Here is a 24253-nt window from a genome sequence, read left to right as displayed (position 1 = left end):
TTTGGATTAAACTAATTTGTTTATGATTGATTTTCAGAAAGTTACGTTAAAGTAATAGCTTTTTAACAATGAATTTACAGTTACTCAGATAAATTAGAAAGGAATTTTATCAATTTTTGTACTGCAATACCTCTATGACTAATCACAGCTTTTTGTTCCATAGTCATTTCAGCGAAAGTGGTTGAAAAACCTTCAGGTTGAAAAATCGGATCGTATCCAAAACCTTGGTTTCCCGACTTCTCAGTAGTGATTTCACCTTTTACAATGCCTTCGAACAAGTGTTGTTCGTTGTTTATATTTAAAGCGATAATCGTTTTAAACTGCGCTTTTCTATTGGTTTGAGAAGCTAATTTCTCTAAAACCAAATTCATATTATCCTCAGCATTTTTGTGTTCACCTGCATAACGAGCAGAATATACGCCAGGTTCGTTATTTAAACTTTCGATTTCTAAACCAGTATCATCAGCAAAACATGGTAAACCGTAATTTTCTGTGACATAATTGGCTTTCAAAATCGCATTTCCTTCAATAGTTTCTGACGTTTCCGGAATATCCACAAAGCAACCAATATCTTCTAAAGAGACAATTTGAAATTGTGAACCCACTTGTTGCTGAATTTCAGCAATTTTGTTTTTATTGTTTGATGCGAAGACTAATTTCATATGTTGGGTACGCGGATGACGCGGATTTGAATGGATTTTACTGATTTTTGTTTTCTAACACAGATTGAAGAAATTTTAAGAATCTTTACAACATTTGCTGCTTTTCAACATCGCTCTCTTCATTTTTGAGTATTTCTATTTTTTTGTTTAAAATATCCATAAAATAAATTCCTAGACTAAAAACTAATAATAAAATATACAAAAGAGTTGATGAAGAAAAATAATTTTCCTCTATTGACTCTTGAGAATCTGATGATTTCACTATCTGCAATAATTTCTTTTTTCCCTCAACATCATTAACAGGAAGTTCTATAATACTTTTATAAACTTTTTTATGAAAAATCAATTCTTCATTTTCACTTTTTAGCCTTCTACTTTCACTATTAATTGAGCTAGTTAGAAAACCAATAATAATTACAAAAACAACAAACAGTATAAGTTTTAATGAAATATAAGTTTTTAGATTCATCTTGATTTTCTTTGAAATTACTTTTATCCTTGTAAAATCTTCTTATTAATATTCTTAATTAATTGTGGACCTTCATAAATAAATCCAGTATATAATTGCACTAAACTCGCACCAGCATTTAATTTTTCGATAGCATCATCGGCAGTGTGAATTCCTCCTACTCCGATAATTGGAAATGATTTATTGCTTTTTTCTGATAAAAATCTGATGACTTCTGTAGAGCGTTTCGTTAATGGTTTTCCAGACAACCCACCCATTTCTACTTTATTTTCAGACGTTAATCCGTCACGAGAAATTGTGGTATTGGTTGCAATTACACCTGCGATTTTTGTTTCGTTTACTATATCAATAATATCTAATAATTGTTCGTTCGTTAAATCTGGTGCAATTTTTAAAAGAATTGGTTTCGCTTTAACTTTCGTGTTATTCAAATCTTGTAGCGTTTGCAATAATTTTGTTAAAGGTTCTTTCTCTTGTAATTCCCTTAAATTTGGTGTGTTTGGCGAACTTACGTTGACCACAAAATAATCTACATAATCGTATAACGCTTCAAAACAGATTACATAATCACTTGTTGCTTCTTCGTTTGGTGTCACTTTGTTTTTACCGATGTTTCCACCAATTAGAACACCATTATTTTGCTTTAATCTTAAAATAGCTGCTTCTACTCCGCCATTATTGAATCCCATTCTGTTAATAATTGCTGAATCTGATTTTAAACGAAACAATCTTTTCTTCGGATTTCCGTCTTGTGGCTTTGGAGTTAACGTACCGATTTCAATAAATCCAAATCCAAAATCTGACAATTCATTGAATAATTTTGCGTCTTTATCAAATCCTGCTGCTAATCCAACTGGGTTTTTAAATTTCAATCCAAAAACTTCTCTTTCTAAACGTTTATCCTCCACTACATAAATAGCTTTTATAATTGAAGCAACGAATGGAATTTTAGAAATAAATCTTACCAATGAAAAGGTAAAATAATGCACTTTTTCTGGATCGAAACAGAAAAGAATTGGACGTAAAAGTAATTTATACATATTAAGAGTTGTGTTGAATTGCAAAAGTATAAAAATTTAACAAATCATTTGAATTTATTTTCATACATTTGTATATACAAATATTAAATTTAAGTCATGAATCGAAAACATTTTTTAGGACTTTTAAGTTTGACTCCAATAATATATGCTATGAAAACAGTTAACGAATTATTTAGTTATAAAGACATTTTGCCAAATACTGCAAAAATGCCGGTTTTGTTTTTAGGACATGGAAGTCCGATGAACGCGATTGAAGAAAATGAATTTGTAGCTGGTTTTAGAAATATTGCCAAAACGATTCCTACCCCAACTGCGATTTTATGTATTTCTGCGCATTGGTTTACGAAAGGCACGAAAGTTACTGCTATGGAAATGCCGCAAACGATTCACGATTTTGGTGGTTTTCCTAAAGCATTATTTGACGTGCAATATCCTGCAAAAGGTTCACCAGAATTAGCACTATTGACCAAAGAATTAATTCTTCCAACAGAAGTGGAATTGAATCACGATTGGGGTTTAGATCACGGAGCTTGGAGCGTGATTAAACATTTGTATCCTGAAGCGAATATTCCGATTATACAAATGAGTATTGATTATAGTTTATCAGGTCAAGCACATTTTGATATGGCTCAAAAATTAGAATCCTTACGAAACAAAGGAATTTTAATAATTGGAAGCGGAAATATTGTGCACAATTTACGAATGGTAGATTGGGCGAATTTCAACAAGGACAACTATGGTTTTGATTGGGCAATTGAAGCTAGAGAAAAAATCAACAAAAATATTATTGATGGCGATTTTGCGAATTTAATCAATTACCAAAAACAAGGAAAAGCGTTTGACTTAGCTATTCCAACTCCAGATCATTATTTACCTTTATTATATACTTTAGGTTTGAAAAATGAATCTGAAAACATACAGTTGTTTAATGATAAACTTTTGGCTGGTTCTTTGAGTATGACTTCTATAAAAATTGGGTAAATAAAAAAAAGAGTGAGAAATCACTCTTTTTTTTATTTATTTACTACCCGGATTAGTCGCAATCACAAACTTTAAGTTATTCTTCACTCCTATTTGAAGTACGTCGACTAAATCTTGTACTTGTAAATTAAATGGAATACGAACTACAACAGTTTGTTCTTTATCTGTACCAATTTTGGCTAACAATTCAGATTCCAATTTATCAAAATCAACAGGTTGTTTATCTATGAAAAACGCCTTGTCTTCCGTCACTGAAATACTTATAAATTGTTTGTTTGTTTTTTCGTTAGTTTTCGATTTTGGCAACGTCATTTTAATTACATTCGGATTTGCCAATGTAGAGATGATAAGAAAAAACAACAGCAAAAAGAACATGATATCACTCATTGAGGACGCATGTACTTCTGCATGAAATCGTCTGTTTCTTTTAATTGCCATTTGGTCTCTGAATTATGTTTACAAATTCTAATACTTGTTTTTGAACATTTAACATGAAATGGTCAATTCTTCCATTTAATAAGTGATAACCAGCGTAAGCGATCAAACCTACGATAAGTCCAGCTCCAGAAGAAATCATTTTTTCATATAAACCTCCAGAAATATTTCCGATACTAATATTTTCGGTAATCGAAATACTATAGAAAATTTTAATTACCCCACCAATTGTTCCAACGAAACCAAGAGTTGGCGCCATACCAGCAATTAAACCTAATTGTCCCATTTTACGTTCCATTTCACCCAATTCAATTTGAGCCATACGTTCCATGTTCGATTCAATTTCAGCAATTGGTCTTCCAATAGTTAAAATCCCTTCTTTTACCACTCTTGCTGTAGCATTATTGACTCTTTCAGCAGCACCAATCGCTAAATTCATATTTCCACCATTTAAATGTGTACGCACTTCTTTCAATAGAAAATCGTCATTTTTGGTCGTTTTACTAATATATAAGTAACGTTCTACAATTAAATAAATAGTATAAAACAATAATATAATAATAGGAATAAGAAAAAAACCACCTTTTAAAATAAATTCTAAAACTGATATCCCTTCAACAGGAGGTGGAGTATTTGCGCCATTTGCATTAGTCACAGCTTGTGCTACTGTATCTACAACAGTAGTTTGTAAAAAAAATCCGGTCATAAGTAATACTATTCTTAATTAATTTTTTGAAATTTGCACTAAAGATACATTTTTCTCTAAAGTATAAAACTAAAAAAAGCTGATTTTATTTTGTTGGATGTCGAAAATCTTTAAAATAAGTACAATATGACCTATAAAGAAACCATAAATTGGCTTTTTAACCAGTTACCAATGTTTCAAAACGTTGGCGCTTCTGCCTATAAAAAAGATTTGACCAATACTTTATTATTAGTAGAACATTTAAATCATCCAGAAAGAAATTTCAAAACTATTCATGTTGCTGGAACTAACGGAAAAGGTTCTACTAGTAGCATGATAGCTTCGGTATTTATGGAAGCGGGTTATAAAGTTGGTTTATATACTTCGCCACATTTAAAAGATTTCAGAGAAAGAATTACTATAAATGGGAAGAAGATTTCTAAAAACTATGTTCATCAATTTGTTTTGAATCATAAATCGTTTTTCGAAAATACACAATTAAGTTTCTTCGAAATGACAGTTGGATTGGCATTTGAATATTTTTCAGATAAGAAAGTAGACATTGCTATTATTGAAGTTGGAATGGGTGGTAGATTAGATTCTACAAATATTATTACACCTTTACTTTCCGTAATTACGAATATAGGAAAAGATCACACCCAGTTTTTAGGTGATACTTTAGAAAAAATTGCTTTTGAGAAAGCAGGAATTATAAAACCGAATATTCCAGTTGTGATTGGTGAATATACTTCGGAAACTCAACCTGTATTTTTAGAAATAGCAAAACAAAATAATTCTGAAATTCATTTTGCACAAGACAAAAAACATCCAGATTATCCTTGCGGACTTTTAGGCGATTACCAAATTAAAAATAAGAAAACTGTAATTGAAACTTTTAGAAATTTAAATTCCGCCTTTAAAATTTCAGAAGAAAACATCAAAAACGGAATTTTAAATGTGGTTCAAAACACCAATTTACAAGGAAGATGGCAGGTTTTACAAGAAAACCCGAAAGTAATTTGCGATACGGCTCACAACGCACACGGACTTGAAATTGTCATGAATCAATTAAAAAAGGAAAAATTCAACCAATTACATATTGTTTTAGGAGTAGTAAATGACAAAGATTTGGATTCCATTTTGCCATTATTCCCGAAAAACGCGATTTATTATTTTAGTAAACCAAAAATTGAGCGTGGTTTATCTGCCAAAATTTTACAAGAAAAAGCAGCAACATACAATTTAAAAGGAAACACATACAACTCTATTTCAATTGCTTACAAAAAAGCAATTGCCAATTCCGAATCAAAAGACCTTATATATATAGGCGGAAGCACATTCGTTGTTGCAGAAATAATTTAATTTTTTTCACTATTTTATTTGCAAATACGGAAAACAGCTGTATATTTGCACTCGCAATACGGAAGTAACGCATTTTATTGGGGCGATTAGCTCAGCTGGTTCAGAGCACCTCGTTTACACCGAGGGGGTCGGGGGTTCGAACCCCTCATCGCCCACAAACAAAAAACTCCTTAATTTTTTAAGGAGTTTTTTGTTTTATTCTTTAAGCAATTTGTGTTGCTCTATAATCTGGTTCTTATCTTTTACCACTACAACATATACTCCAGTTGGATAACTACTTGTATTTAGTCGCCAGTCACCTGTTTGGTTTTTCGCGTAATGTTTACTCAACAACCTTCCCATTAAATCATATACTTCAATACTAGCAGTATTACTCAAATTTTCATAAGCTATGATAACAAACTCTTTTGTAGGATTAGGATGTAAATTCACATTTTGAGCAATAAAACTCTCAGCACTTAGTGGACAAGAAATAACATTTGTTGGTAACAATTCCGGAACAGTTGAACCATTAGCTAATTGTCCAAAACTATTTTGCCCCCATGTCCAAAGTGACCCATCAGTTTTTAGAGCTACCGCAAAATCATAACCTCCACAAGACACACTATTCCAATTATTATCTGTACCAATTTGTATTGGCGCAAATTGATTGACAGTATTACCATTACCTAATTGACCTAAATCATTTTTACCCCAAGCCCACAAAGTACCATCTGTTTTTATACCATAAGAAAGTGAAATACCTGCGGTAACCATTTTCCAGGTATCAGTACCAACTTGTAAAATTTCTATACTAGCATTAGAAGGAGAAGTATCTCTACCAAGTTGCCCAAATTGATTAGCACCCCATGACCAAAGCGTATTGTTGTTTTTTAAAGCTAATATGTGTTCACCACCTGCAGTAATACTTTTCCAATCTGTATCTGGGTTTAGCTGAGCAGGAATTGGTCTGTTAGGCGTAGAACTATAATCACATAAAACCCCTGAAGCATTAGAACCCCAACCCCAAAGTGTTCCGTTGTTTTTTATAGCAAAACCCGCAGCAACAAATGTAGAAGCGTTAATTTCTTTCCAATCGGTATCTGTTCCAATCTGAATTGGCGTTAGCTGATTGACACAACAAGTATTATTTCCCATTTGATAAGTAGTGTTTTCTCCCCAACCCCATAATGATCCATTGGTTTTTAGCCCAATTGTAAAATAACCTCCTCCAGCAACTTTTGCCCAATTACTAGCTGTACCTATTTGTGTCCATTCAAAAATTTCTCCAACTGTACTTCCAATCCCTAAAGCTCCATAACCATTATTTCCTGTACCCCAAAGCGTATTATCACTTCTAATCGCAAAGGTGTTTGCTCTGCCACTTTTTACAAGTAACCAATTAGTCCCATTAGCTAATGCTACTGGGGCAGGTTCATCTACTCCAGTAGTATTAGCTAATTGACCAAGCACACCACTACCCCATACTAAAAGACTTCCGTCTGTTTTTTGCGCACTTACATGCCAGGCTCCACTGCTTATATTAGAAAAACAAGTTTGGCTTTGTGCGGTAATTGTAATACCCCACAAGACAATAGTAAAAAATATTTTTGTTTTCATTTTTATTTTCATTTCTGTAACATTTATTAAAAGCATAAAATTAAACTATTTTTAAAACACAAACCTCCCCTTAAAAAGAGGAGGAAGTGTTTTTATTTTAATTTTTATTCTATTACTAATTTGTGTTGCACTATAATTTGATTGTTATCTTTAACTACAACCACATATATTCCACCAGGATAATTACTAGTATTTAGCTGCCAATTACCCGTTTGACTTTGTGCATTATGGTGACTTAACAATCTACCTGTTAAATCATACACCTCAATCATAGCACTAGCACTTATGTTTTCGTAAGCAATAGTAACTAATTCTTTTGCAGGATTAGGATACATAGTAACTACCGATTTTATTTCTTTAGTTACATTACTACTTTCTTGTACAAACTTACTACCTCCATTATTTTCATTACATGTTGGAATATCTAGTTTAAATCGTGTTACACAGATATTACCTTCAACATCTGTATATGTAATAAAGAAATCTACACTACCAGAAGCCAAATCATCTAAAGGCACAAAAGTAAAGCTATACGGGTTGTTTCCCGAAAGTAAATTAAAACCAGCTGGCTGAACAATTATGTTTCCGTTTTCACTACCTAATGTTACTTGCACATCAGTTGGATAACTACTACTAATGATTAAACTTACAGAGAAGGCACAATATGGATATTGCAATTGATTAACAGACTCAAGTACTACTCTGTCTATTTTACAATTCTCACAATCATTTGCTGTATAATTTAAAGGTTCTGATGTTAACTCACACTGCCCAGATTTAATTCGCAACTGATAACTTCCAGTATTGTTACCAATTGAAAATGGTTCAGGAAAAGAATTGTTTCCTGAGCTCATCACACTCCCATCTAATAACCAACCCCAATATACTAATGGCAAACGCGGACCAATAAGTGTGGCTACATCTTTTAAACAATTATTGAAACATCCGCTAGGGAATATCCACATATATTCACTTGGTGATTTTGGCACATCAATTTGTGTACTTTCACTACAACCACCAGATGTTGCTGTAACTTTATATGGACCTCCTTGAGTAACAATAAGCGGATTATTTGTTTCTCCGTTACTCCAATTAAATGTAGCACCAGAAGCAGCAGTAGCTGTAAGCTGATATTTAAAAGGATTACAACTAATTAAAGTTGAAGTTATACTTACTGGACCTGGCACAGCATTTACATTAATTATTTGAGATGCGGTATTAGAACAACCATTTGAAGTAACTGTAGCACTAATTGTATGTGCATTCATTGTATTCATTGTAAATTGTGGTTGAGCTTGTCCATTTGCAGAAGGCTGTAACACACCATCAATTGTCCAAGTAATATCTGACACAGTAGTAATAGCAGTTACTGTAATTGTTTCACCTTGACATGCAGTACTAGGCACAACTAGTTTTATCATTGGCGCTATATTAAATATAGGCTTGATTAATTCTGGACAATTATATTTACATGAACCATTTACAAGTTTCAACCAATAGAAACCTGGAGCAGTTGCAAAATAAGTAGGGCTATTTGTAGCTCCAAGCGCAGGTAGATTACCATTCATCCAAACATAGGTTGGCGTACAATTGTTAGGCATACTCATAGAAGGAGTATAATCTATTCTTACACTTTGCCCTTGACACACTGTTGCATTTGGAGGTGTACTACTAATGTTACCACTAAAACAAGGCTCTGGTATAATTATAGTAGTGCTAAACGTATCACTACAACCTAAAGCATTAGTAACTTTTACAGTAACCGTTTTAGCACCAGATGTATTAAACACACGCTGTGGTGAAGCTAAAGTATTTGTAACACCAGGTTCAAATGTCCAAAGATAATTATTCGTTGAAGACATTGGTATATTGAACCCAAACTGTACAGGAGAATCATGACAATTTAAATTACTCACAGTTATATTCGCGGCAGGCACACCTGCTAAATTAGCACTTAGCAAAGATTCACAGCTTGGTTGTACTTGTCCGTACACAGTACCACCGACTATTATTCTAAAGATATAATTACCAGTAGACAGCGTTGCAGTATTACCTGAAACAACTGTAAATACACTATCCGTGACAAGTTTATAAGCAAACTGCAAACTAGGACTACTTATTGGTATACCAACTATATAATTAGTTTGATCTATAAAAGTAATTGCAAAAGTATTATTACCACTACATGTGGCAGTATAGCCAATTTTAGGAATATAAGGTACAATTACATTTTCGTTTAATTGTTTTTTAACAACCTGCCCATTGTTCTGACAAATGTACTTAGCTGTGTATAACACGTGATACACGCCTGGTAAAGTAACATTTACAAATGGAGCTGTTACATTTAAAGAACTAGTTGGCCCAACAATATCAAAATAAGGAGGAGATATTGGAGCAACATCTGTACTTCCTACCAAAACTATTTTCCCACAATCAAAACTTGAAGTGTTAGTTAAATTTGGCTCTTGAGGTAATGTACAATCTAATGGAATACAACTTAATTGTGTTACACCAACATTATTAGAAGTAGTTTGACAATTCGTAATTGTACTTGTAGCAATAAAAGTATAACTTCCAAAACCTGCACTAGTTTGAGGTACTGTATAAGTTGCATTTATTGCACCTGGTATTGCCACGCCGTCTTTATACCATTGTATGTTTACATTAGTCATACTAGAAGACACAACTAATACTGTATTAATACCTGTTGGCTCACAAAATGCATTTTCTCCAGTAAAAGATGCTGTCGCAGGAGGTTTTGGCAAAACAGTTATAGCTAAAGTAGCTGTATTAGTAGAACCTGAACAACCCGGAACATTATTTATAACCGCACTTACATTAGTAGTTAGGTTAGAACTGCTTACATTAGGAAACTGATGTGTAAACATTGTACTTCCAACAGTTCCTGGATAAGTTGCTCCATTTATTGTCCAATTTACAACAAAACTACCCGTAAGCGGAACTGTTGAAGTTAAATTTAAATACACCGATGCACCTGGACAAACTGTTGAATTTGATGTTGATATACTAATAATTGGATTTGGATAAATAGTAATCGTTTTTGTTATGGTTTTTATTATAGTACATTTTTTAATAACCAAAACTAAATCTACAGTCGTTGTAGTCAATAAGTTATTCCACGTAATACTTATGCTATTAGTACCTTGTCCATTAATACTTCCCAAAGATGGGTTGCTTAGTGTCCAAACATAACTATCACCTTCTGTATAAAGTGTAGAAGTCCCAGAAATATTAGCCTGATAAGACGCTACAGAATTAGCACAAACTGCTAAATTCGTATTTGACACATCTGCTCTAATTTTCTTAATTGTAACATCTTGTACAAATGGCTCTGAACTACAAAATGCAGGATTATAAGACATTTTAACAACAGAAACCGACGCAGGTGAAGTACCATTAAAAGTTACATTAACCTGTGTCCCTAAACTTCCACCAATAGTACTCCCATTTTGAACAGACCAAGTATAATAAAAATTAGGATCAGCATTAGCAACAGAATAAGTGTATGATGTATTTGGACATGGCACCAATTCTCCTTCAATGATTTCGCTTGTTATTACTGGTTGCGGAACAACAGTTATCTTAAACTGCTTAAAAGGACATAAAGCAGCAGTTCCAGCTACTAAAGTATAATTTCCAGCTGTCTCAAAATTATAATCAAAACTAAACCCTTGCGCAGTTGCTACAACACTCCCAGCGGCATTCATTAATGTCCAATCTGTATAATCACTATTTATTGTAGTGTAAGTTTGAAAATCATTTTGACATATATTATTTTCACCTATAATTTCTAGTGGTTGTGTTACATTAAATGTTAATCTAGCTGTACCACCACATTGCAATAATGTATTCATATAAGTAGCAATTAAAGTATAGCTACCTAAAGCAAGTGGTTCTAGCACTACTTCGTTTCGTTGGTCTGTTAATATAATATTCACAGCTGCCTCATTCGGGTCACCAGCAATTTGCCATTGAAAATCTGTTGTTGGCCATTGTGGTAATTTAAATCTTACTTGATCACCAAGACAAATATCTGTTGGTCCATCAATAAATCCTTTAGCTTGAATAACAGGTACTTTTATAGTACTTGGCGACAAACAATCTAAATTACAATCTTTTGGATCAAAAGTTACATATCCGAAACCATCGTTCCCGATATTATTCCATAACACTTCTACATTTCCTCCACCTTGATTGACAATATCTCCACCAATTACTGACCAGTTAAAATTGTTGTGGCAAATTTCTTTTCCATCAAAAGGTAAAGAATAAATCTCATTACTATTTTCACAAACGACACTCGGACATGTAATATCAAATCCGCTTCCTTTAATAAAAACAGTTTGTTTATATGATTGACTACAATTACATGCATTAGTAACTGTTAATTTAACTGTGTATTCCTTATCTACAGTATACACATGAACAGGTTCAAAAGCAGAAGAAGTTGTTCCGTCACCAAAATTCCAATAATAGGAAACTAAAGCACTTCCGCCATTATTTTGAGAAAGATTTGTAAAATAAATATTCTGATTCGTACATCCAAAATTATCAGGAGACTCATTATTATCAACAACATTAAAAAGAGCTGTTGGCAGTTGTATTTTATCAAAACAAATGTTTTTAGTAATAATATTACCGGTATCTGTAGTAATTGTTAAAGTAAGTCCTGCAGAGCCAACACTTCCCCATGTAACATTACATGAAGTGTTTGAAGATGAAGAAACTGTACCACCATTGGCTTGCCAAACCGTAGTATAACTCATTGGTAGGCCAGATAATGTATAAGTCACGTAACTAAATTCGCAAACTTTTATACAATCACTGCTACCAATATCCTCTAAAAATACTGGTTCTTTCCCATCTCTAGGGTCACCTTCTTCACCGTAGGTTTGACAACCTACTGATTTATTCCAACTTAAAGCAATACCAGTCGTACTTTGAGCAAAACTTAATTGTAAAGACAAAAACAAAAGGAAGACCCAAATTGTTTTAATGTTGAAAAACAGCAAATATTTTCTGCTACTTTTTTCGTTTTCTTGCATAATATAAAGGTTTAATAGTTACAACGAGAGTTGATATTCGGTTTTAAATTGAGGATTTAAATCATTTAATTGATTTATTTTAAAACACTTATAACTTTTAAACAAAAATATAATTTAACTATTATCTAAATTACGGCAAATCCGTAATTGATGTAACAAAAAAATCATTAAGAACATTTTTGATTGAAATTGACAAAAAAGAACATTAAGACCTCAAAACACAACAAATAACTACTTCTTTTTGTCGCCAAAAAGCAATTAAACCCAACACACTTTTCTCTAAAAAATCACAAATTCTTTTAGATTTGTTAACAAAAACCTTCATAATCAAAAATGGGTTTTTAGTCAAATGTTAATAACTTAAAGCCGAAAATCGTCGTTTTTAGTTAAAATCCTTAAATAACGAGGTTTTTGTAACTATTTGATTTTCAATATCAATAAGAAAAAGTGTTGAAAAAAATGTTAATAACCACAAAAAAAGGAGTCTAAAATCAAAAAAAACATTTTATATTTGACCCATAACTTTAAAAAATAAACAAATGAAAAAAGTATTATTAACTGCAGTAGCAGTATTTTCATTAACTTTTGTTAATGCACAAGAAGAAAAAGAAACTACAGGAGTAGGTTTCTCTAAAGGTAATGTTTTTGTTTCTGGAGCTGTTGGTTTTGGTTCATCTTCAACAGCAGATGTTAAAGAAACTAGTTTTACATTTTCTCCAAAAGTAGGTTTTTTCGTAACTGAAAACATTGCAGTTGGTGTTAAATTAGGTCTAGAATCAACTAAAAACGATGATGGTGTTGACACAATTGAAAAAACTAATGATTTTTCAGCTGGTGTATTTGGTAGATATTACTTTACTCCATCTTCTCAATTTTCAGTATTTGCTCAATTAGGAGTTGACATGACTTCTTCAAAAACTACAACTGATATTACTGGTTTTCCATCTATGGAAGGAAAATCTAATGGTTTTGGTGTAGCTTTTGCTCCAGGAGTTAACTACTTCTTATCTGACAACTTTGCTATTGAAGCAACTTGGGGAATGTTAGGTTACAACACGTCTAAGCCAGATGTTGCTGGTGCTGAATCAACTGATAACTTTGGTTTAAGATTAGACATGAATTCAATAAACTTTGGTTTATTATACAAATTCTAATAAAAAGAATTTTATACAAAACAAAAACCCGCCATTGGCGGGTTTTTTTATGAAATATATTTCTTACTAATAATTTTTTTATTACAAAAATAATTTTACTTTTGGCACGTAATTTAAAAACAAAACAAAATGAAAAAAGTATTACTATCTGCTGTTGCAGTATTAGCGTTTACGTTAGGTAACGCACAATCAAACCAAAAAGGAACAATGCATGTAAATGTAATGGGAGGATTTTTATCAGGAACTTCTACTTCTCAAGCTGACGAAGCTGGTTCTTTAGAATACAAATCAACTGCTAATGGTGCTCAATTTGGTGCAAATTTCCAATATGGTATTGCTGAAAGCTTCTCTGCTGGTATTGGTTTAGAAGTTGGTACTGCAGTTTTAACTCCAAAAAACCTTGACTCTTATGACTCTTATGGTTATACTGAACCATCTATATCTACTTTCAAAGTAATCGCTTCTGGACGTTACTACTTCTTAAACGAAGAAAAATTCAACGTATATGCTGGTCCATCTGTTGGTTTCACAACTGGTAAAGACAAAGTTGTTGCATATGCTGGAGATAGCAAAACTAAATATTCTGGTTTAAACTATGGAATTAACGCTGGTGGTAACTACTTCTTCACTGACATCGTTGGTATTACAGCTAATGTAGGTTACGAAGGAAATAGCTTAAAATCTAAACAAACTTTTGACGGTGAAGAATTCACTGGAAAAGCTACTTTAAGTGGAATTAAAGTTATGTTTGGTCTTGCTTTAAAATTCTAATCTAAGATTTTATATAAAATAAAAATCCCGATTAACATCGGGATTTTTTTATACCATCAATTTAAAAATTTTACTTTTCAAATTCTTTTAACGTGTTGATAATAATATTCACACAATCCAATAATTGCTCATCAGTCATTACTAATGGTGGTGCAAAACGAATAATATTTCCATGAGTTGGTTTCGCTAACAAACCGTTTTCGGCTAATTTCATACAGATGTTCCAAGCCGTATCGCTTTCTTCTGTGTCATTAATCACAATCGCATTTAACAATCCTTTTCCACGAACCAAAGTCGCAATGTTAGAAGTTTGAATGTATTTATCTAATTCAGAACGGAAAACTTTACCTAATTTATCAGCATTTTCTGCTAATTTTTCATCAGTAACCACTTCTAAAGCAGCAATTGCAACCGCAGCAGCAACTGGATTTCCACCAAAAGTAGAACCATGTTGACCTGGCTTAATCACATTCATAATTTCGTCATTAGCTAAAACCGCAGAAACTGGATAAACTCCACCAGAAATAGCTTTACCTAAAATTAAAATATCTGGTTGAATGTTTTCGTGATGTACTGCTAACAACTTACCTGTTCTTGCAATTCCAGTTTGCACTTCATCAGCAATAAACAATACATTATGTTTTTCACACAACTCTTTTGCCGCTGTTAAATAGCCTTCAGAAGGAACATAAACTCCAGCTTCACCTTGAATTGGCTCCACTAAAAATCCTGCAATATTTGGCGATGAAGTAATTGCTTTTTCTAAAGCTTCCACATCGTTATAAGGTATTTTTATAAATCCATCTGTAAATGGACCGAAGTTTTTACGTGCATTTTCGTCATTTGAAAACGAAATAATTGTTGTAGTTCTTCCGTGGAAGTTATTTTCACACACAATAATTTGTGCTTGTTTTTCGGCTACTCCTTTTTTCTCATAAGCCCATTTTCTACAAATTTTCAAAGCCGTTTCTACTGCTTCAGCACCTGTATTCATTGGCAATACTTTATCGAAACCAAAATAATTGGTAATGAATTTTTCGTAAACACCTAACTTGTCGTTATAAAATGCACGAGAAGTTAACGTTAATGTTTGTGCTTGTTCTATCATTGCTCCAACAATTTTCGGATGACAATGACCTTGATTTACCGCAGAATATGCTGATAAAAAATCGTAATATTTTTTACCTTCTACATCCCAAACATATACTCCTTCACCTTTATTTAAAACCACAGGTAGTGGATGATAATTGTGTGCTCCGTGTTTGTCTTCTAACGCAATAATTTCTGCTGAACTGATTTTTTCTAAAACTGACATGATTTATTTTTTATTGATTGTCAAATCGCAATTCCTACTTTTGGAGAGAAATCATCCATAATCTACAAAAATATGAAAAAGTTTAAAGGTTTAAGTCTTAAAAGTTTAAATCTTTTATTTACAATCTTTCATTATACATTTCTAGTAATTTAGTCACCGTATTCCAATTTCTCATTGTAGCTACAACGTTTAGTTTTTTCTCAATATACTTTTGGTCTAATTTGGTTTTTCCAGCGCCAATGGCATATTTGATATAAATTCTACTGCTATCAATTGCAGCTTCATCTGGTTTGAAATTACTAATCTTCAAATCATTTAAAGCTAATGGCGACAATTCTTTAGAGATAAATGTCACGTATAATTTCTTCGTATCACACTCTTTCTCTTTCAAATACGGATTGTTTTTAAAGCATAATTCTAAATCTTCTTTCCCAATTGTCACAACTGGTACATCATGACCGAATTCTCTAAAAATTTCTTGTTTGATTTTAAAACCTACACTAGCTGCATTCTCCTCTTCCGAATCCACAAAAACATTACCCGATTGAATATACGTTTCTACATTTTGAAAGCCCATATTTTCCAGCATTTTTTTCAATGCATCCATTTTAATCATATTATGTCCCGATACGTTGATACCACGTAAAAGTGCTAAGTGTGTTGTCATCCTCTAAAATTTTGTTATAAATGTAAAATAATTTATCTAATCCGCATAACAATTCTTATTTTTGCAACATGGGAAAAAAGAGAACAGAAAGAATCGTATTCGAAAACGTACAAATCCTTGATGCAGGTGCAAAAGGTGTATCGGTGGCAAAAGCCCCAGATGGTAAAGTAATTTTTATTCCGAATGTCGTTCCAGGTGACGTGGCCGACATTCAAACCATGAAAAAAAGAAAAGCATTTTACGAAGGTAAAGCCATTAAAATTCATGAGTTTTCGGAGCACAGAACAGAGCCTGTTTGCGAGCATTTTGGTGTTTGCGGAGGTTGTAAGTGGCAAAACATGAAGTACAGCCAACAATTACATTACAAACATAACGAAGTTTACAATAATTTAAAACGTATTGGAAAAATTGAAATGCCAGAATTTGAACCAATTTTAGGTTCGGAAAAGCAATTTTTCTACAGAAATAAAATGGAATTTGGTTTTTCATCAACAAGATGGATGACGCCAGAAGAAGTAGCATCTGGTGCAGATTTAGACAATAAAAATGCCGTAGGATTTCATATTCCAAGAATGTGGGATAAAATTTTAGACATTACTAAATGTCATTTACAAGAAGATCCTTCTAACGATATTAGAAACGAAATTCGTCGATTTGCGAACGAAAATAACTTGTCATTCTTCAATCCAAGAGAAGTTACTGGTTTATTGAGAACCTTAATGATTCGTACCGCTTCAACAGGTGAATTGATGATTTTAATTCAGTTTTACGACAACAACAAAAAAGAAATTGAATTGATAATGAACTTTTTAGCAGAACGTTTCCCAAATGTAACTTCGCTACAATACGTTATCAATCAAAAACTTAACGATACGATTTACGATCAAGATATTATTACTTTTAAAGGAAGAAATTATATTTTAGAAGAAATGGAAGGGTTACAATTTAGCATTAACGCGAAATCGTTTTACCAAACCAATTCTGAACAAGCTTATGAATTATATGCAATCACTAGAGATTTCGCTGGATTAACTGGTGAAGAATTAGTGTACGATTTATATACAGGAACAGGAACAATTGCACAATTCGTTTCGAAAAAAGCAAAGAAAGTAATTGGTGTAGAAGCTGTTCCAGAAGCAATTGCTGATGCAAAAGAAAACGCAACTCGTAATAACATTACCAATTGTGAGTTTTTTGTAGGTGACATGAAAAACGTTTTCAATGACGATTTCATCAACACTCACGGACATCCAGATGTGGTAATTACTGATCCACCACGTGATGGAATGCATAAAGATGTTGTAGCGCAATTATTGAAAATTGGAGCTGAAAAAATTGTTTATGTGAGTTGTAATTCGGCTACTCAAGCGCGTGATTTAGCTTTATTAGATGAAATGTACAAAGTAACTCGTGTTCGTCCAGTTGATATGTTTCCACAAACACATCACGTAGAAAATGTTGTACTTTTAGAAAAAAGATAAGTATGAAAAAGCTATTTCTATTATTGTTAATCAGTTTCTTCTTTTCGGGTTGCGAAAAAGATGATATTTGTGACGAAACGACGCCAACTACTCCAAAAGTTATAATTGAATTTTATGACAGTGCTAATCCGACAGTTCTTAAAAACGTTGTGAATTTAGGGATTTTCAATACCGATTTTACAATTGGATTTGGATTTAACGGTGTGAGTAAAGCGAAAATTCCATTAAAAACATTTCAAGATTCATCCGTTTTTTATTTTATTGAAAACGGAAGTGATGAAGATAATACAAACGATAATCAAGACGAAGTTATCTTCAATTATACTAGAAAAACAGCATATATTTCTCGTGCTTGTGGCTTTAAAACGATTTATACACTAGACGCTACAAATCCAGTTTCTGTAACTGCAGATGGAAACAATTGGATTCAAAACATAATTGTATCTCAACCTAATATTGAAAACGAAAATGAAACACATGTTAAAATATATTTTTAGTCTCGTTTTTCTTTTGTGTTTTTCAGTAGAAAATAATGCACAAAACAAAGCAAAAGATACAGTTAAAATCCCACAACGTTATGGTTTACGATTAGGTGTCGATTTACATCGTTTAACAAAATCGCTATACGATAAAAATTACAAAGGTTTAGAATTAGTTGGTGATTACCGAATTACGAAGAAATTCTATATCTCTGGAGAATTAGGTAACGAAGACAAAACCACACTTGACGACAACATCAATTATACTACAAAAGGAACTTATTTTAAAGTTGGTTTTGATTTTAATGCCTATGAAAATTGGCTTGATATGGAGAATATGATTTATGTTGGAATGCGAGCTGGTGTTGGGAGTTTCAGTCAGAAATTGAATTCCTATAACATTTATGAACCGGGAAATTTTTATGGAACAAATACTATTGTTTCTGGACAAGAATTCAACGGACTTTCTGCAAGTTGGATTGAAGTAATAAGTGGTTTAAAAGCAGAAGTTTTCAACAATTTATATGTTGGATTTTCGTTGCGATTGAACTATTTAGTTTCCAATAAAGAACCAGAAGGATTTGCTAATTTATACATTCCAGGTTTCAACAAAACCTACGAAGGCAGCAAATTTGGTGCAGGATTTAATTACACTGTAAGTTATTTTATACCCTTATATAAAAGCACACCCAAAGCAAAAGAAGTTAAAGAAGTTAAACAATAATTGCTTTTTGACTTAAAACAAAAATCCCAAATTCTAATTAGTACAATTGGAATTTGGGATTTATTATTTTTGGAATTTGATTATTTAATCTCTTTCACACCTTTAATAAAAAGCCATTTCATAAATAACTTTTCACCTTCATTGGTTCTTACTACTTGAAATTTTGGTGCTAAAATGGTCGCAACCACAAACGCTGCTAACGGAATTTGCCAACTTGTAAATCCTGTGTAAGTTGCTACAATAAATCGTAATGCAATAAAAAGGACTAAAAATCCTAACATATTAAAAACTAATGATTTTGTTTGTTTAGACATAATTTTAAAATTTTATTCTTCTTCTCTATTTTGAAATTTAGTTCGCTTGCTTCCGGCATACATTTCGTATTTCACCAAACGCGCTTCTAACTTTCCGTTAAATAATTTTATTTTTCTACTTGGACGTAATCCTACAAATTTCAAAGCTTCCAAATTCGCCGTAATAAACCAAGCATTTGTCCCTGGATAGTTCTGCTTCATTGTATCACCAATTTCTCTGTAGAAACGCTCCATTTCAATATTTAAACGTTCTCCGTAAGGTGGATTGAAAACAATATGCAACGGACCTTCCACATCTTTCTCCGATTGGAAAAAATCTGCTTGTTTGATTGTTACATAATCGTCTAAGTTAGCATTTTTGATATTGTCTTTCGCTTTTTCAACTGCACTTGGCGCTTTATCGCAACCAATAATTGTATAATGAAATTCTCTAGTTTTCTTCAATAACGATTCTAAAACCTTATCGAATAATTCCGAATCCCAATCTGGCCATCTTTCAAAAGCAAATTCTTTTCTGTTGATATTCGCTGGAATATTACAAGCAATCATAGCTGCTTCAGCCACAATTGTTCCACTTCCACACATTGGATCCAGAAAATGTGCATTTCCATCCCAACCTGACATGATTAACATTCCGGCAGCTAAAACTTCATTAATTGGAGCAATATTCGTAGCCGTTTTATAACCACGTTGGTGCAATGAAACACCTGAAGTATCTAATGAAAGCGTACAAAAATCTCTGTCAATATGTATGTGAATACGTAAATCTGGAAAATCTTTATCAATACTTGGACGTTCGCCAGTATTGGTTTTAAACTGATCTACAATCGCATCTTTTACTTTTTGCGCCACAAACTGACTGTGTGTAAACTGCTCTGAATATAAAGTTGTTTCCACCACAAACGATTGTTGCACTTTTAAATAATCCGACCAATCAACTTTTTGAATCCCATCATATAAAGTCTGCTCGTTATAAGCCTTAAATGTATGAATGGGTTTTAGAATTTTTAAAGCCGTACGTAAAGCCAAGTTTGCCTTGTACATAAAACCTTTATCACCTTGAAAACTAACACTTCTAGTTCCTTTTACCACATTTTGTGCTCCTAATTGGAACAATTCTTTTTCCAGAATTTCTTCAAAACCAAAAAAAGTTTTGGCAACCATTTTAAAATTTTCCATAGACCTCTTTCCCTCAGAGAGAATTTAATTATTAATTACATTTTTTTAGCCACGAATGCACTAATTTTATATTGAATGCGTTCAATTCGAATCGACATAGTCGATAATTTTTCGAATAAAACATTGCAACAAAATTTAATTCGAAAATTCGTGGCAAAAGTAAAACTGTTTTAGTTTCACTTCGCTTATTATTATTTGCAAAAATACATTAAATTTGTTGATTCATAATTTCCAAACAGATAAATGTCAGATTCTACAGCAAAAAATTCAGAAAATTGGTTCAGCACTTGGTTCGATACACCATATTATCACATTTTGTATAAAAACAGAAACGATGAAGAAGCGCAAGGTTTTATGGATAACATCACGCATTATCTAAATATGCCTGAAAACGGAACTATTTTAGATTTAGCTTGTGGAAAAGGAAGACATTCTATCTACTTAAACAAATTAGGTTATCAGGTAACTGGAGTCGATTTATCCGAAAATAGTATTGCGATTGCCAAAGAATCTTCAAACGAAACTTTACAGTTCAAAACGCACGATATGCGCGAACCGATGAACGAAACTTATGATGCTGTTTTTAATTTATTTACGAGTTTTGGTTATTTTGATACGCATGAAGATAATATCAAAACCTTAAAAGCGATTAAAGAAAGCATCAACGAATATGGTTTTGGTGTAATTGATTTTTTCAATGCCGATTTTATTCTTGAGAATTTAGTAGCTGAAGAAACTAAAGAAATTGATGGAATTGTTTTTAATATTAAAAAACGAGTTGAAAACAAGAAAATCATCAAAGAAATCCGTTTTGAAGACAAAGGCGAATCTTTTTTCTTTACCGAAAAAGTTTCCGCTTTCACTTTAGCAGATTTTGAAGAAATGATGGAAGAAGCAGGCATTTATTTATTAGAAATTTTCGGCGATTATAAGTTGAGAAAATTCTACAAATCACAATCAGAACGTCTAATTTTGTTATTTAAATAATGAACTACACTATTTATCTTTTTCCATTATTATCTGTTATTTTAGGATATATTTTCGCCATATTTTTTGCTCCAAAAAGCAAGAAAAACTTAAAATTATTATTAGCGTTTAGTGGTGCGTTTTTATTATCATTAACGGTAATGCATTTACTTCCAGAAGTGTATCACAGTGAAGAAATTATAACTGAACCTGGTCACGAAGGGCATTTCCATTCTAAAATCGGAATTTTTATTATGATTGGAATTGTATTTCAAATCATATTAGAATATTTTTCAAAAGGCGCAGAACACGGACACGTTCACGGACATAGCAAGATTTCTCATATTCCATGGTTGTTGTTTTTCAGTTTGTGTTTACACGCACTTTTAGAAGGTTTACCAATTAACAAACACCCACATTTAGCTTACGGAATTGCTATTCATCACTTTCCAATTGCTATTATTTTAACTACGTTTTTCAAAAATGCACAATTGAATTCAAAAGCAATTTTGTTTTTCATGATTACGTTTGCGTTTATGACGCCAATTGGAACATTTTTAGCCGATAATTTGAGTTTTATTACAAATTATTATTCGCAGTTATCTGGGATCGTAATTGGTATTTTATTCCACATTTCGTCAACCATCATTTTTGAAAGTAGCGAAGGTCATAAATTCAATTTAGCCAAATTAGTGGTCATCGCTTTAGGAATAGTATTGGCTAGTTTTATGTAAAAAAGCCACAAAGACACTAAGTCGCAAAGTTTTTAAAATATTGAGTTATTAAGTATATTTACTTGAATAATTTCTTTAAGAATTCAACATCAAAAGAATCATTATTTATCGAATAGAAATATTTTATTTGCCAGTTCTGCGTTTTTTCAGCTTGTTTACTTGTTGGAATATCCCAAGGTGGATAGACTCTAATACCTCTTTTCCCAGACGTATTGTTATTACTTATTATTCCTTTTTCTAACAATACAGATTTCGGAAAAACAAATTGACCCAAATTTTCTTCACTTTTTGAAGTGATTACTATGAAGTCGAAATCATCAGATACATCAAATGGCGCAGTTATTCCTTTGTCATTTCTTTTCCAAATCGTTACAAACTGACCAATTTTAGTTGGTGTAATTTTTGAAAGTCGATGTATAATTTGAAATGAATTAAGTTTGAATGAACAAGCTTGATATTCTTCGCTTTCTGAATCTATCAGAAGATTAGAAAATTCGAAATTACATTTGTCGTAAACCAATTCTTTAATTGGAAGAAGTTCAGAAATTAATTGTTTATTGGTTCCCATTATTTATTTTTTTCTTCAATCCATCTTGACATAAATTCCGTACTTCTCATTGTATGAAATTGCAGCATTTGTCCAATGAAATTATTATTTCTATGTGATTTCAAATTAGTTTGAAGTTCATTTAACACATCCAAAAATTTAGATTTATAAATTGAAAACATAAACTTTTGTTGAATGATATCATATCCATTTTCCACAGCCTGCTCCCAAATTTCTTGATTAGAATACAATTCAACTGCTTTGTCAATAAAATCCGAAAAATCGCAAGTTACAAATCCATTCCATGGCAAATTATCTTGCATCGCTTCTGCCCCAATTGAAGTTGTAACTGATGGAGTTCCATATTCCATACCTTCCAATAATTTTCCTTTAATTCCAGCTCCAAAACGAATTGGCGCTAATAAAACTCTCGCCGAACGAATCACTTCTTCTGCACTTTCCGCTCTACCATGTATGAAAAATCGCTCTTTCGGATTATGCAATTGATGTACTTTCTGAGTAGGATAAGCTCCGTAAATATTTAGTTTAGCATTTGGTAGTAACTCTTTTAATGTAGGCCAAATTTCATTTTTCAAGACTAAAACTGAATCCCAATTAGGTTCGTGATAAAAGTTTCCAATAAAAACAAAATCTTGTTTAGTTTGAAAATCTGGTTGTTCTGAAGTGAAATTCTCAATCCAAATCGGCAAATAAAATAAAATAGATTTTGGAACTTGAAAAATCAATTGTAACAAATTCATCTCATGATCCGAAACCATAAGCGACAAATCACATCTAAAAATGGATGCAATTTCTCTTTTTGCCACATCCGAATTAAAATTTAAACTCTCGCTATTTTTCTTAACTGCTTCGTGTCTGGCGTGACGCAAACTATGTAAATCTTCCGTATCTAAGATTTTAATTGCATTGGGCAACACATTTGAAACGCGCCAACCAAATTGTTCTTCCACCATAAAACGATCAAAGAGCACCATGCTTGGATTAATTTGAAGCAATAATTCATCAAAACTAGTATCATTAATTTGAATAGCGTGCTGAATAATCCCTAAACTAGACAAATCGAAAGAAAATTCGCTTTCAGAAGCAATCGATGCGTACTCAATATTATACTTCTCCGATTGAAAAAAACGAATTAACTGTAACATTCTACTACCCGCTGCAGAAGAATTAGGCTCAACCCAAACTGAACTAATGATTAAAATTTTATTCATGCCCAAATATACGAAGTTTTCTTTTCTGGGCGTTCCCTCGTTGCAGAAGTATGCAATTCAAATCAATTTAATTACTACAACGAGGTCGTGTGTTTCGCTATATCTTTTATTTTGTTGTAGCGTTTTGTCTTGAGGAAGCTAAAATAGATAAGCAACAAAATAAAAGGATGCCGCTTCACCCACTAACGCGTAGGTTTTCATAAGATACAAACTGCTATAAACAAAAATATCGTCTCGTTATTCTAACGAGACGATATATAGGTAAAAAAAAAGCCTCAATCTAAAAGATTGAGGCTTTAATAAAAGAAGGCGGCGACATACTCTCCCACATAACTGCAGTACCATCTGCGCAGTTGGGCTTAACTTCTCTGTTCGGAAAGGTAAGAGGTGA

Annotated in this window: 22 protein-coding genes, 1 tRNA gene and 1 rRNA gene; 10 read left to right on the top strand and 14 right to left on the bottom strand. The window is 32.4% G+C overall.

All coding sequences use genetic code 11. The features are described from left to right. Positions 1-80 precede the first annotated feature (80 nt). The 3 genes from BMX42_RS13575 to BMX42_RS13565 form a co-directional block, all read right to left on the bottom strand. Positions 81-662 carry a non-canonical purine NTP diphosphatase gene (locus tag BMX42_RS13575; protein WP_091315653.1) on the bottom strand — a complete coding sequence of 194 codons (582 nt, stop codon included), beginning with the start codon at positions 660-662 and terminating at the stop codon, positions 81-83. Positions 663-747: 85 nt separating this feature from the next. Then, on the bottom strand, positions 748-1131 hold the full coding sequence (locus BMX42_RS13570; RefSeq protein WP_091315650.1) for a hypothetical protein: 384 nt from the start codon (positions 1129-1131) through the stop codon (positions 748-750). A gap of 23 nt (positions 1132-1154) precedes the next feature. Next, positions 1155-2171, bottom strand: a complete 1017-nt coding sequence (locus BMX42_RS13565; RefSeq protein ID WP_091315648.1) for a quinone-dependent dihydroorotate dehydrogenase — start codon at positions 2169-2171, stop codon at positions 1155-1157. 150 nt (positions 2172-2321) lie between these two features. Here BMX42_RS13565 and ygiD point away from each other — a divergent pair, with 150 nt between their 5' ends. After that, positions 2322-3152, top strand: coding sequence for a 4,5-DOPA-extradiol-dioxygenase (ygiD, locus tag BMX42_RS13560; RefSeq protein ID WP_245748298.1), 831 nt, complete (start codon positions 2322-2324; stop codon positions 3150-3152). 36 nt (positions 3153-3188) lie between these two features. Here ygiD and BMX42_RS13555 read toward each other — a convergent pair whose 3' ends face one another. Both BMX42_RS13555 and BMX42_RS13550 read right to left on the bottom strand, forming a co-directional pair. Continuing rightward, positions 3189-3590 (bottom strand): ExbD/TolR family protein, encoded by a 402-nt coding sequence (locus BMX42_RS13555; protein ID WP_091315640.1) that lies wholly within the window; start codon positions 3588-3590, stop codon positions 3189-3191. Then, positions 3580-4293, bottom strand: coding sequence for a MotA/TolQ/ExbB proton channel family protein (locus BMX42_RS13550; RefSeq protein WP_091315637.1), 714 nt, complete (start codon positions 4291-4293; stop codon positions 3580-3582). Before BMX42_RS13550 ends, BMX42_RS13555 begins: the two co-directional genes overlap by 11 nt. Before the next feature lie 126 nt (positions 4294-4419). Between BMX42_RS13550 and BMX42_RS13545 the strand changes: the two genes are divergently transcribed. After that, positions 4420-5634 (top strand): bifunctional folylpolyglutamate synthase/dihydrofolate synthase, encoded by a 1215-nt coding sequence (locus tag BMX42_RS13545; protein WP_091315633.1) that lies wholly within the window; start codon positions 4420-4422, stop codon positions 5632-5634. Between the two features lie 80 nt (positions 5635-5714). Beyond that, a tRNA-Val gene (locus BMX42_RS13540) sits at positions 5715-5789 on the top strand. 40 nt (positions 5790-5829) lie between these two features. On the opposite strand, the gene BMX42_RS13535 is transcribed toward BMX42_RS13540, so the two are convergent. Both BMX42_RS13535 and BMX42_RS13530 read right to left on the bottom strand, forming a co-directional pair. Then, positions 5830-7233, bottom strand: coding sequence for an RCC1 domain-containing protein (locus BMX42_RS13535; RefSeq protein WP_177169176.1), 1404 nt, complete (start codon positions 7231-7233; stop codon positions 5830-5832). Between the two features lie 104 nt (positions 7234-7337). Beyond that, a complete protein-coding gene (locus BMX42_RS13530) occupies positions 7338-12299 on the bottom strand; it encodes a PKD domain-containing protein (RefSeq protein ID WP_091315628.1) in 4962 nt (1653 codons plus the stop codon). Between the two features lie 539 nt (positions 12300-12838). Here BMX42_RS13530 and BMX42_RS13525 point away from each other — a divergent pair. Together BMX42_RS13525 and BMX42_RS13520 are read left to right on the top strand one after the other, a co-directional pair. Next, complete coding sequence (locus BMX42_RS13525; RefSeq protein WP_091315626.1) at positions 12839-13453, top strand: outer membrane beta-barrel protein; 615 nt, start codon at positions 12839-12841, stop codon at positions 13451-13453. 129 nt (positions 13454-13582) lie between these two features. Then, the gene (locus BMX42_RS13520) at positions 13583-14224 is read left to right on the top strand and encodes an outer membrane beta-barrel protein (RefSeq protein WP_091315623.1); all 642 of its coding nucleotides are present in this window, start codon (positions 13583-13585) and stop codon (positions 14222-14224) included. Positions 14225-14294: 70 nt separating this feature from the next. On the opposite strand, the gene rocD is transcribed toward BMX42_RS13520, so the two are convergent. Together rocD and BMX42_RS13510 are read right to left on the bottom strand one after the other, a co-directional pair. Then, a complete protein-coding gene (gene rocD / locus BMX42_RS13515; protein WP_091315620.1) occupies positions 14295-15539 on the bottom strand; it encodes an ornithine--oxo-acid transaminase in 1245 nt (414 codons plus the stop codon). Between the two features lie 118 nt (positions 15540-15657). Beyond that, entirely contained in the window at positions 15658-16206 is a 549-nt protein-coding gene (locus tag BMX42_RS13510) for a DUF1697 domain-containing protein (RefSeq protein ID WP_091315616.1), read from the bottom strand. Between the two features lie 68 nt (positions 16207-16274). Between BMX42_RS13510 and rlmD the strand changes: the two genes are divergently transcribed. Genes rlmD through BMX42_RS13495 form a run of 3 tightly spaced genes read left to right on the top strand, consistent with a single transcriptional unit; the run spans position 16275 to position 18890 of the window. Then, positions 16275-17687: a 23S rRNA (uracil(1939)-C(5))-methyltransferase RlmD gene (rlmD, locus tag BMX42_RS13505; protein ID WP_091315613.1), complete on the top strand. Its 1413-nt coding sequence runs from the start codon at positions 16275-16277 to the stop codon at positions 17685-17687. 2 nt (positions 17688-17689) lie between these two features. After that, positions 17690-18184 (top strand): DUF6452 family protein, encoded by a 495-nt coding sequence (locus tag BMX42_RS13500; RefSeq protein ID WP_091315610.1) that lies wholly within the window; start codon positions 17690-17692, stop codon positions 18182-18184. Next, positions 18165-18890 (top strand): DUF6048 family protein, encoded by a 726-nt coding sequence (locus tag BMX42_RS13495; RefSeq protein WP_245748297.1) that lies wholly within the window; start codon positions 18165-18167, stop codon positions 18888-18890. Before BMX42_RS13500 ends, BMX42_RS13495 begins: the two co-directional genes overlap by 20 nt. 80 nt (positions 18891-18970) lie before the next feature. Here BMX42_RS13495 and BMX42_RS13490 read toward each other — a convergent pair whose 3' ends face one another. Both BMX42_RS13490 and BMX42_RS13485 read right to left on the bottom strand, forming a co-directional pair. Beyond that, positions 18971-19204 carry a hypothetical protein gene (locus BMX42_RS13490; RefSeq protein ID WP_091315603.1) on the bottom strand — a complete coding sequence of 78 codons (234 nt, stop codon included), beginning with the start codon at positions 19202-19204 and terminating at the stop codon, positions 18971-18973. 12 nt (positions 19205-19216) lie between these two features. Further along, a complete protein-coding gene (locus BMX42_RS13485) occupies positions 19217-20383 on the bottom strand; it encodes a THUMP domain-containing class I SAM-dependent RNA methyltransferase (RefSeq protein WP_091315601.1) in 1167 nt (388 codons plus the stop codon). 243 nt (positions 20384-20626) lie between these two features. Between BMX42_RS13485 and BMX42_RS13480 the strand changes: the two genes are divergently transcribed. Together BMX42_RS13480 and BMX42_RS13475 are read left to right on the top strand one after the other, a co-directional pair. Further along, the gene (locus BMX42_RS13480; RefSeq protein ID WP_091315599.1) at positions 20627-21370 is read left to right on the top strand and encodes a class I SAM-dependent methyltransferase; all 744 of its coding nucleotides are present in this window, start codon (positions 20627-20629) and stop codon (positions 21368-21370) included. Next, positions 21370-22083, top strand: a complete 714-nt coding sequence (locus BMX42_RS13475; protein WP_091315596.1) for a ZIP family metal transporter — start codon at positions 21370-21372, stop codon at positions 22081-22083. Before BMX42_RS13480 ends, BMX42_RS13475 begins: the two co-directional genes overlap by 1 nt. A 58-nt stretch (positions 22084-22141) precedes the next feature. Here the strand turns inward: BMX42_RS13475 and BMX42_RS13470 are convergent, their stop codons facing one another. The 3 genes from BMX42_RS13470 to rrf all read right to left on the bottom strand — a co-directional run. Beyond that, positions 22142-22651 carry a MepB family protein gene (locus tag BMX42_RS13470; protein WP_091315593.1) on the bottom strand — a complete coding sequence of 170 codons (510 nt, stop codon included), beginning with the start codon at positions 22649-22651 and terminating at the stop codon, positions 22142-22144. Further along, a complete protein-coding gene (locus BMX42_RS13465) occupies positions 22651-23862 on the bottom strand; it encodes a glycosyltransferase family 4 protein (protein WP_091315589.1) in 1212 nt (403 codons plus the stop codon). Before BMX42_RS13465 ends, BMX42_RS13470 begins: the two co-directional genes overlap by 1 nt. 304 nt (positions 23863-24166) lie before the next feature. Further along, positions 24167-24253, bottom strand: a 5S ribosomal RNA gene (rrf, locus tag BMX42_RS14665); the annotation flags it as partial.

This window comes from Flavobacterium terrigena, from assembly GCF_900108955.1.
GTDB classification, from domain to species: Bacteria; Bacteroidota; Bacteroidia; order Flavobacteriales; family Flavobacteriaceae; genus Flavobacterium; species Flavobacterium terrigena.
The sequence above is the reverse complement of the archived record's forward strand: the minus strand, read 5'-3'. Positions and strand labels throughout refer to the sequence as shown.

Bases quoted from the DNA above. Each gene is read 5' to 3' on its own strand.
- BMX42_RS13480 (WP_091315599.1), top strand. From the start codon at position 20,627: ATGTCAGATTCTACAGCAAAAAATTCAGAAAATTGGTTCAGCACTTGG.
- BMX42_RS13490 (WP_091315603.1), bottom strand. From the start codon at position 19,204: ATGTCTAAACAAACAAAATCATTAGTTTTTAATATGTTAGGATTTTTA.
- BMX42_RS13510 (WP_091315616.1), bottom strand. From the start codon at position 16,206: ATGACAACACACTTAGCACTTTTACGTGGTATCAACGTATCGGGACAT.
- BMX42_RS13550 (WP_091315637.1), bottom strand. From the start codon at position 4,293: ATGACCGGATTTTTTTTACAAACTACTGTTGTAGATACAGTAGCACAA.
- BMX42_RS13575 (WP_091315653.1), bottom strand. From the start codon at position 662: ATGAAATTAGTCTTCGCATCAAACAATAAAAACAAAATTGCTGAAATT.
- BMX42_RS13535 (WP_177169176.1), bottom strand. From the start codon at position 7,233: ATGAAAACAAAAATATTTTTTACTATTGTCTTGTGGGGTATTACAATT.
- BMX42_RS13485 (WP_091315601.1), bottom strand. From the start codon at position 20,383: ATGGAAAATTTTAAAATGGTTGCCAAAACTTTTTTTGGTTTTGAAGAA.
- BMX42_RS13495 (WP_245748297.1), top strand. From the start codon at position 18,165: ATGTTAAAATATATTTTTAGTCTCGTTTTTCTTTTGTGTTTTTCAGTA.
- BMX42_RS13545 (WP_091315633.1), top strand. From the start codon at position 4,420: ATGACCTATAAAGAAACCATAAATTGGCTTTTTAACCAGTTACCAATG.
- BMX42_RS13555 (WP_091315640.1), bottom strand. From the start codon at position 3,590: ATGGCAATTAAAAGAAACAGACGATTTCATGCAGAAGTACATGCGTCC.
- rocD (WP_091315620.1), bottom strand. From the start codon at position 15,539: ATGTCAGTTTTAGAAAAAATCAGTTCAGCAGAAATTATTGCGTTAGAA.
- BMX42_RS13530 (WP_091315628.1), bottom strand. From the start codon at position 12,299: ATGCAAGAAAACGAAAAAAGTAGCAGAAAATATTTGCTGTTTTTCAAC.
- BMX42_RS13470 (WP_091315593.1), bottom strand. From the start codon at position 22,651: ATGGGAACCAATAAACAATTAATTTCTGAACTTCTTCCAATTAAAGAA.
- BMX42_RS13565 (WP_091315648.1), bottom strand. From the start codon at position 2,171: ATGTATAAATTACTTTTACGTCCAATTCTTTTCTGTTTCGATCCAGAA.
- BMX42_RS13525 (WP_091315626.1), top strand. From the start codon at position 12,839: ATGAAAAAAGTATTATTAACTGCAGTAGCAGTATTTTCATTAACTTTT.
- BMX42_RS13475 (WP_091315596.1), top strand. From the start codon at position 21,370: ATGAACTACACTATTTATCTTTTTCCATTATTATCTGTTATTTTAGGA.
- BMX42_RS13465 (WP_091315589.1), bottom strand. From the start codon at position 23,862: ATGAATAAAATTTTAATCATTAGTTCAGTTTGGGTTGAGCCTAATTCT.
- rlmD (WP_091315613.1), top strand. From the start codon at position 16,275: ATGGGAAAAAAGAGAACAGAAAGAATCGTATTCGAAAACGTACAAATC.
- BMX42_RS13500 (WP_091315610.1), top strand. From the start codon at position 17,690: ATGAAAAAGCTATTTCTATTATTGTTAATCAGTTTCTTCTTTTCGGGT.
- BMX42_RS13570 (WP_091315650.1), bottom strand. From the start codon at position 1,131: ATGAATCTAAAAACTTATATTTCATTAAAACTTATACTGTTTGTTGTT.
- BMX42_RS13520 (WP_091315623.1), top strand. From the start codon at position 13,583: ATGAAAAAAGTATTACTATCTGCTGTTGCAGTATTAGCGTTTACGTTA.
- ygiD (WP_245748298.1), top strand. From the start codon at position 2,322: ATGAAAACAGTTAACGAATTATTTAGTTATAAAGACATTTTGCCAAAT.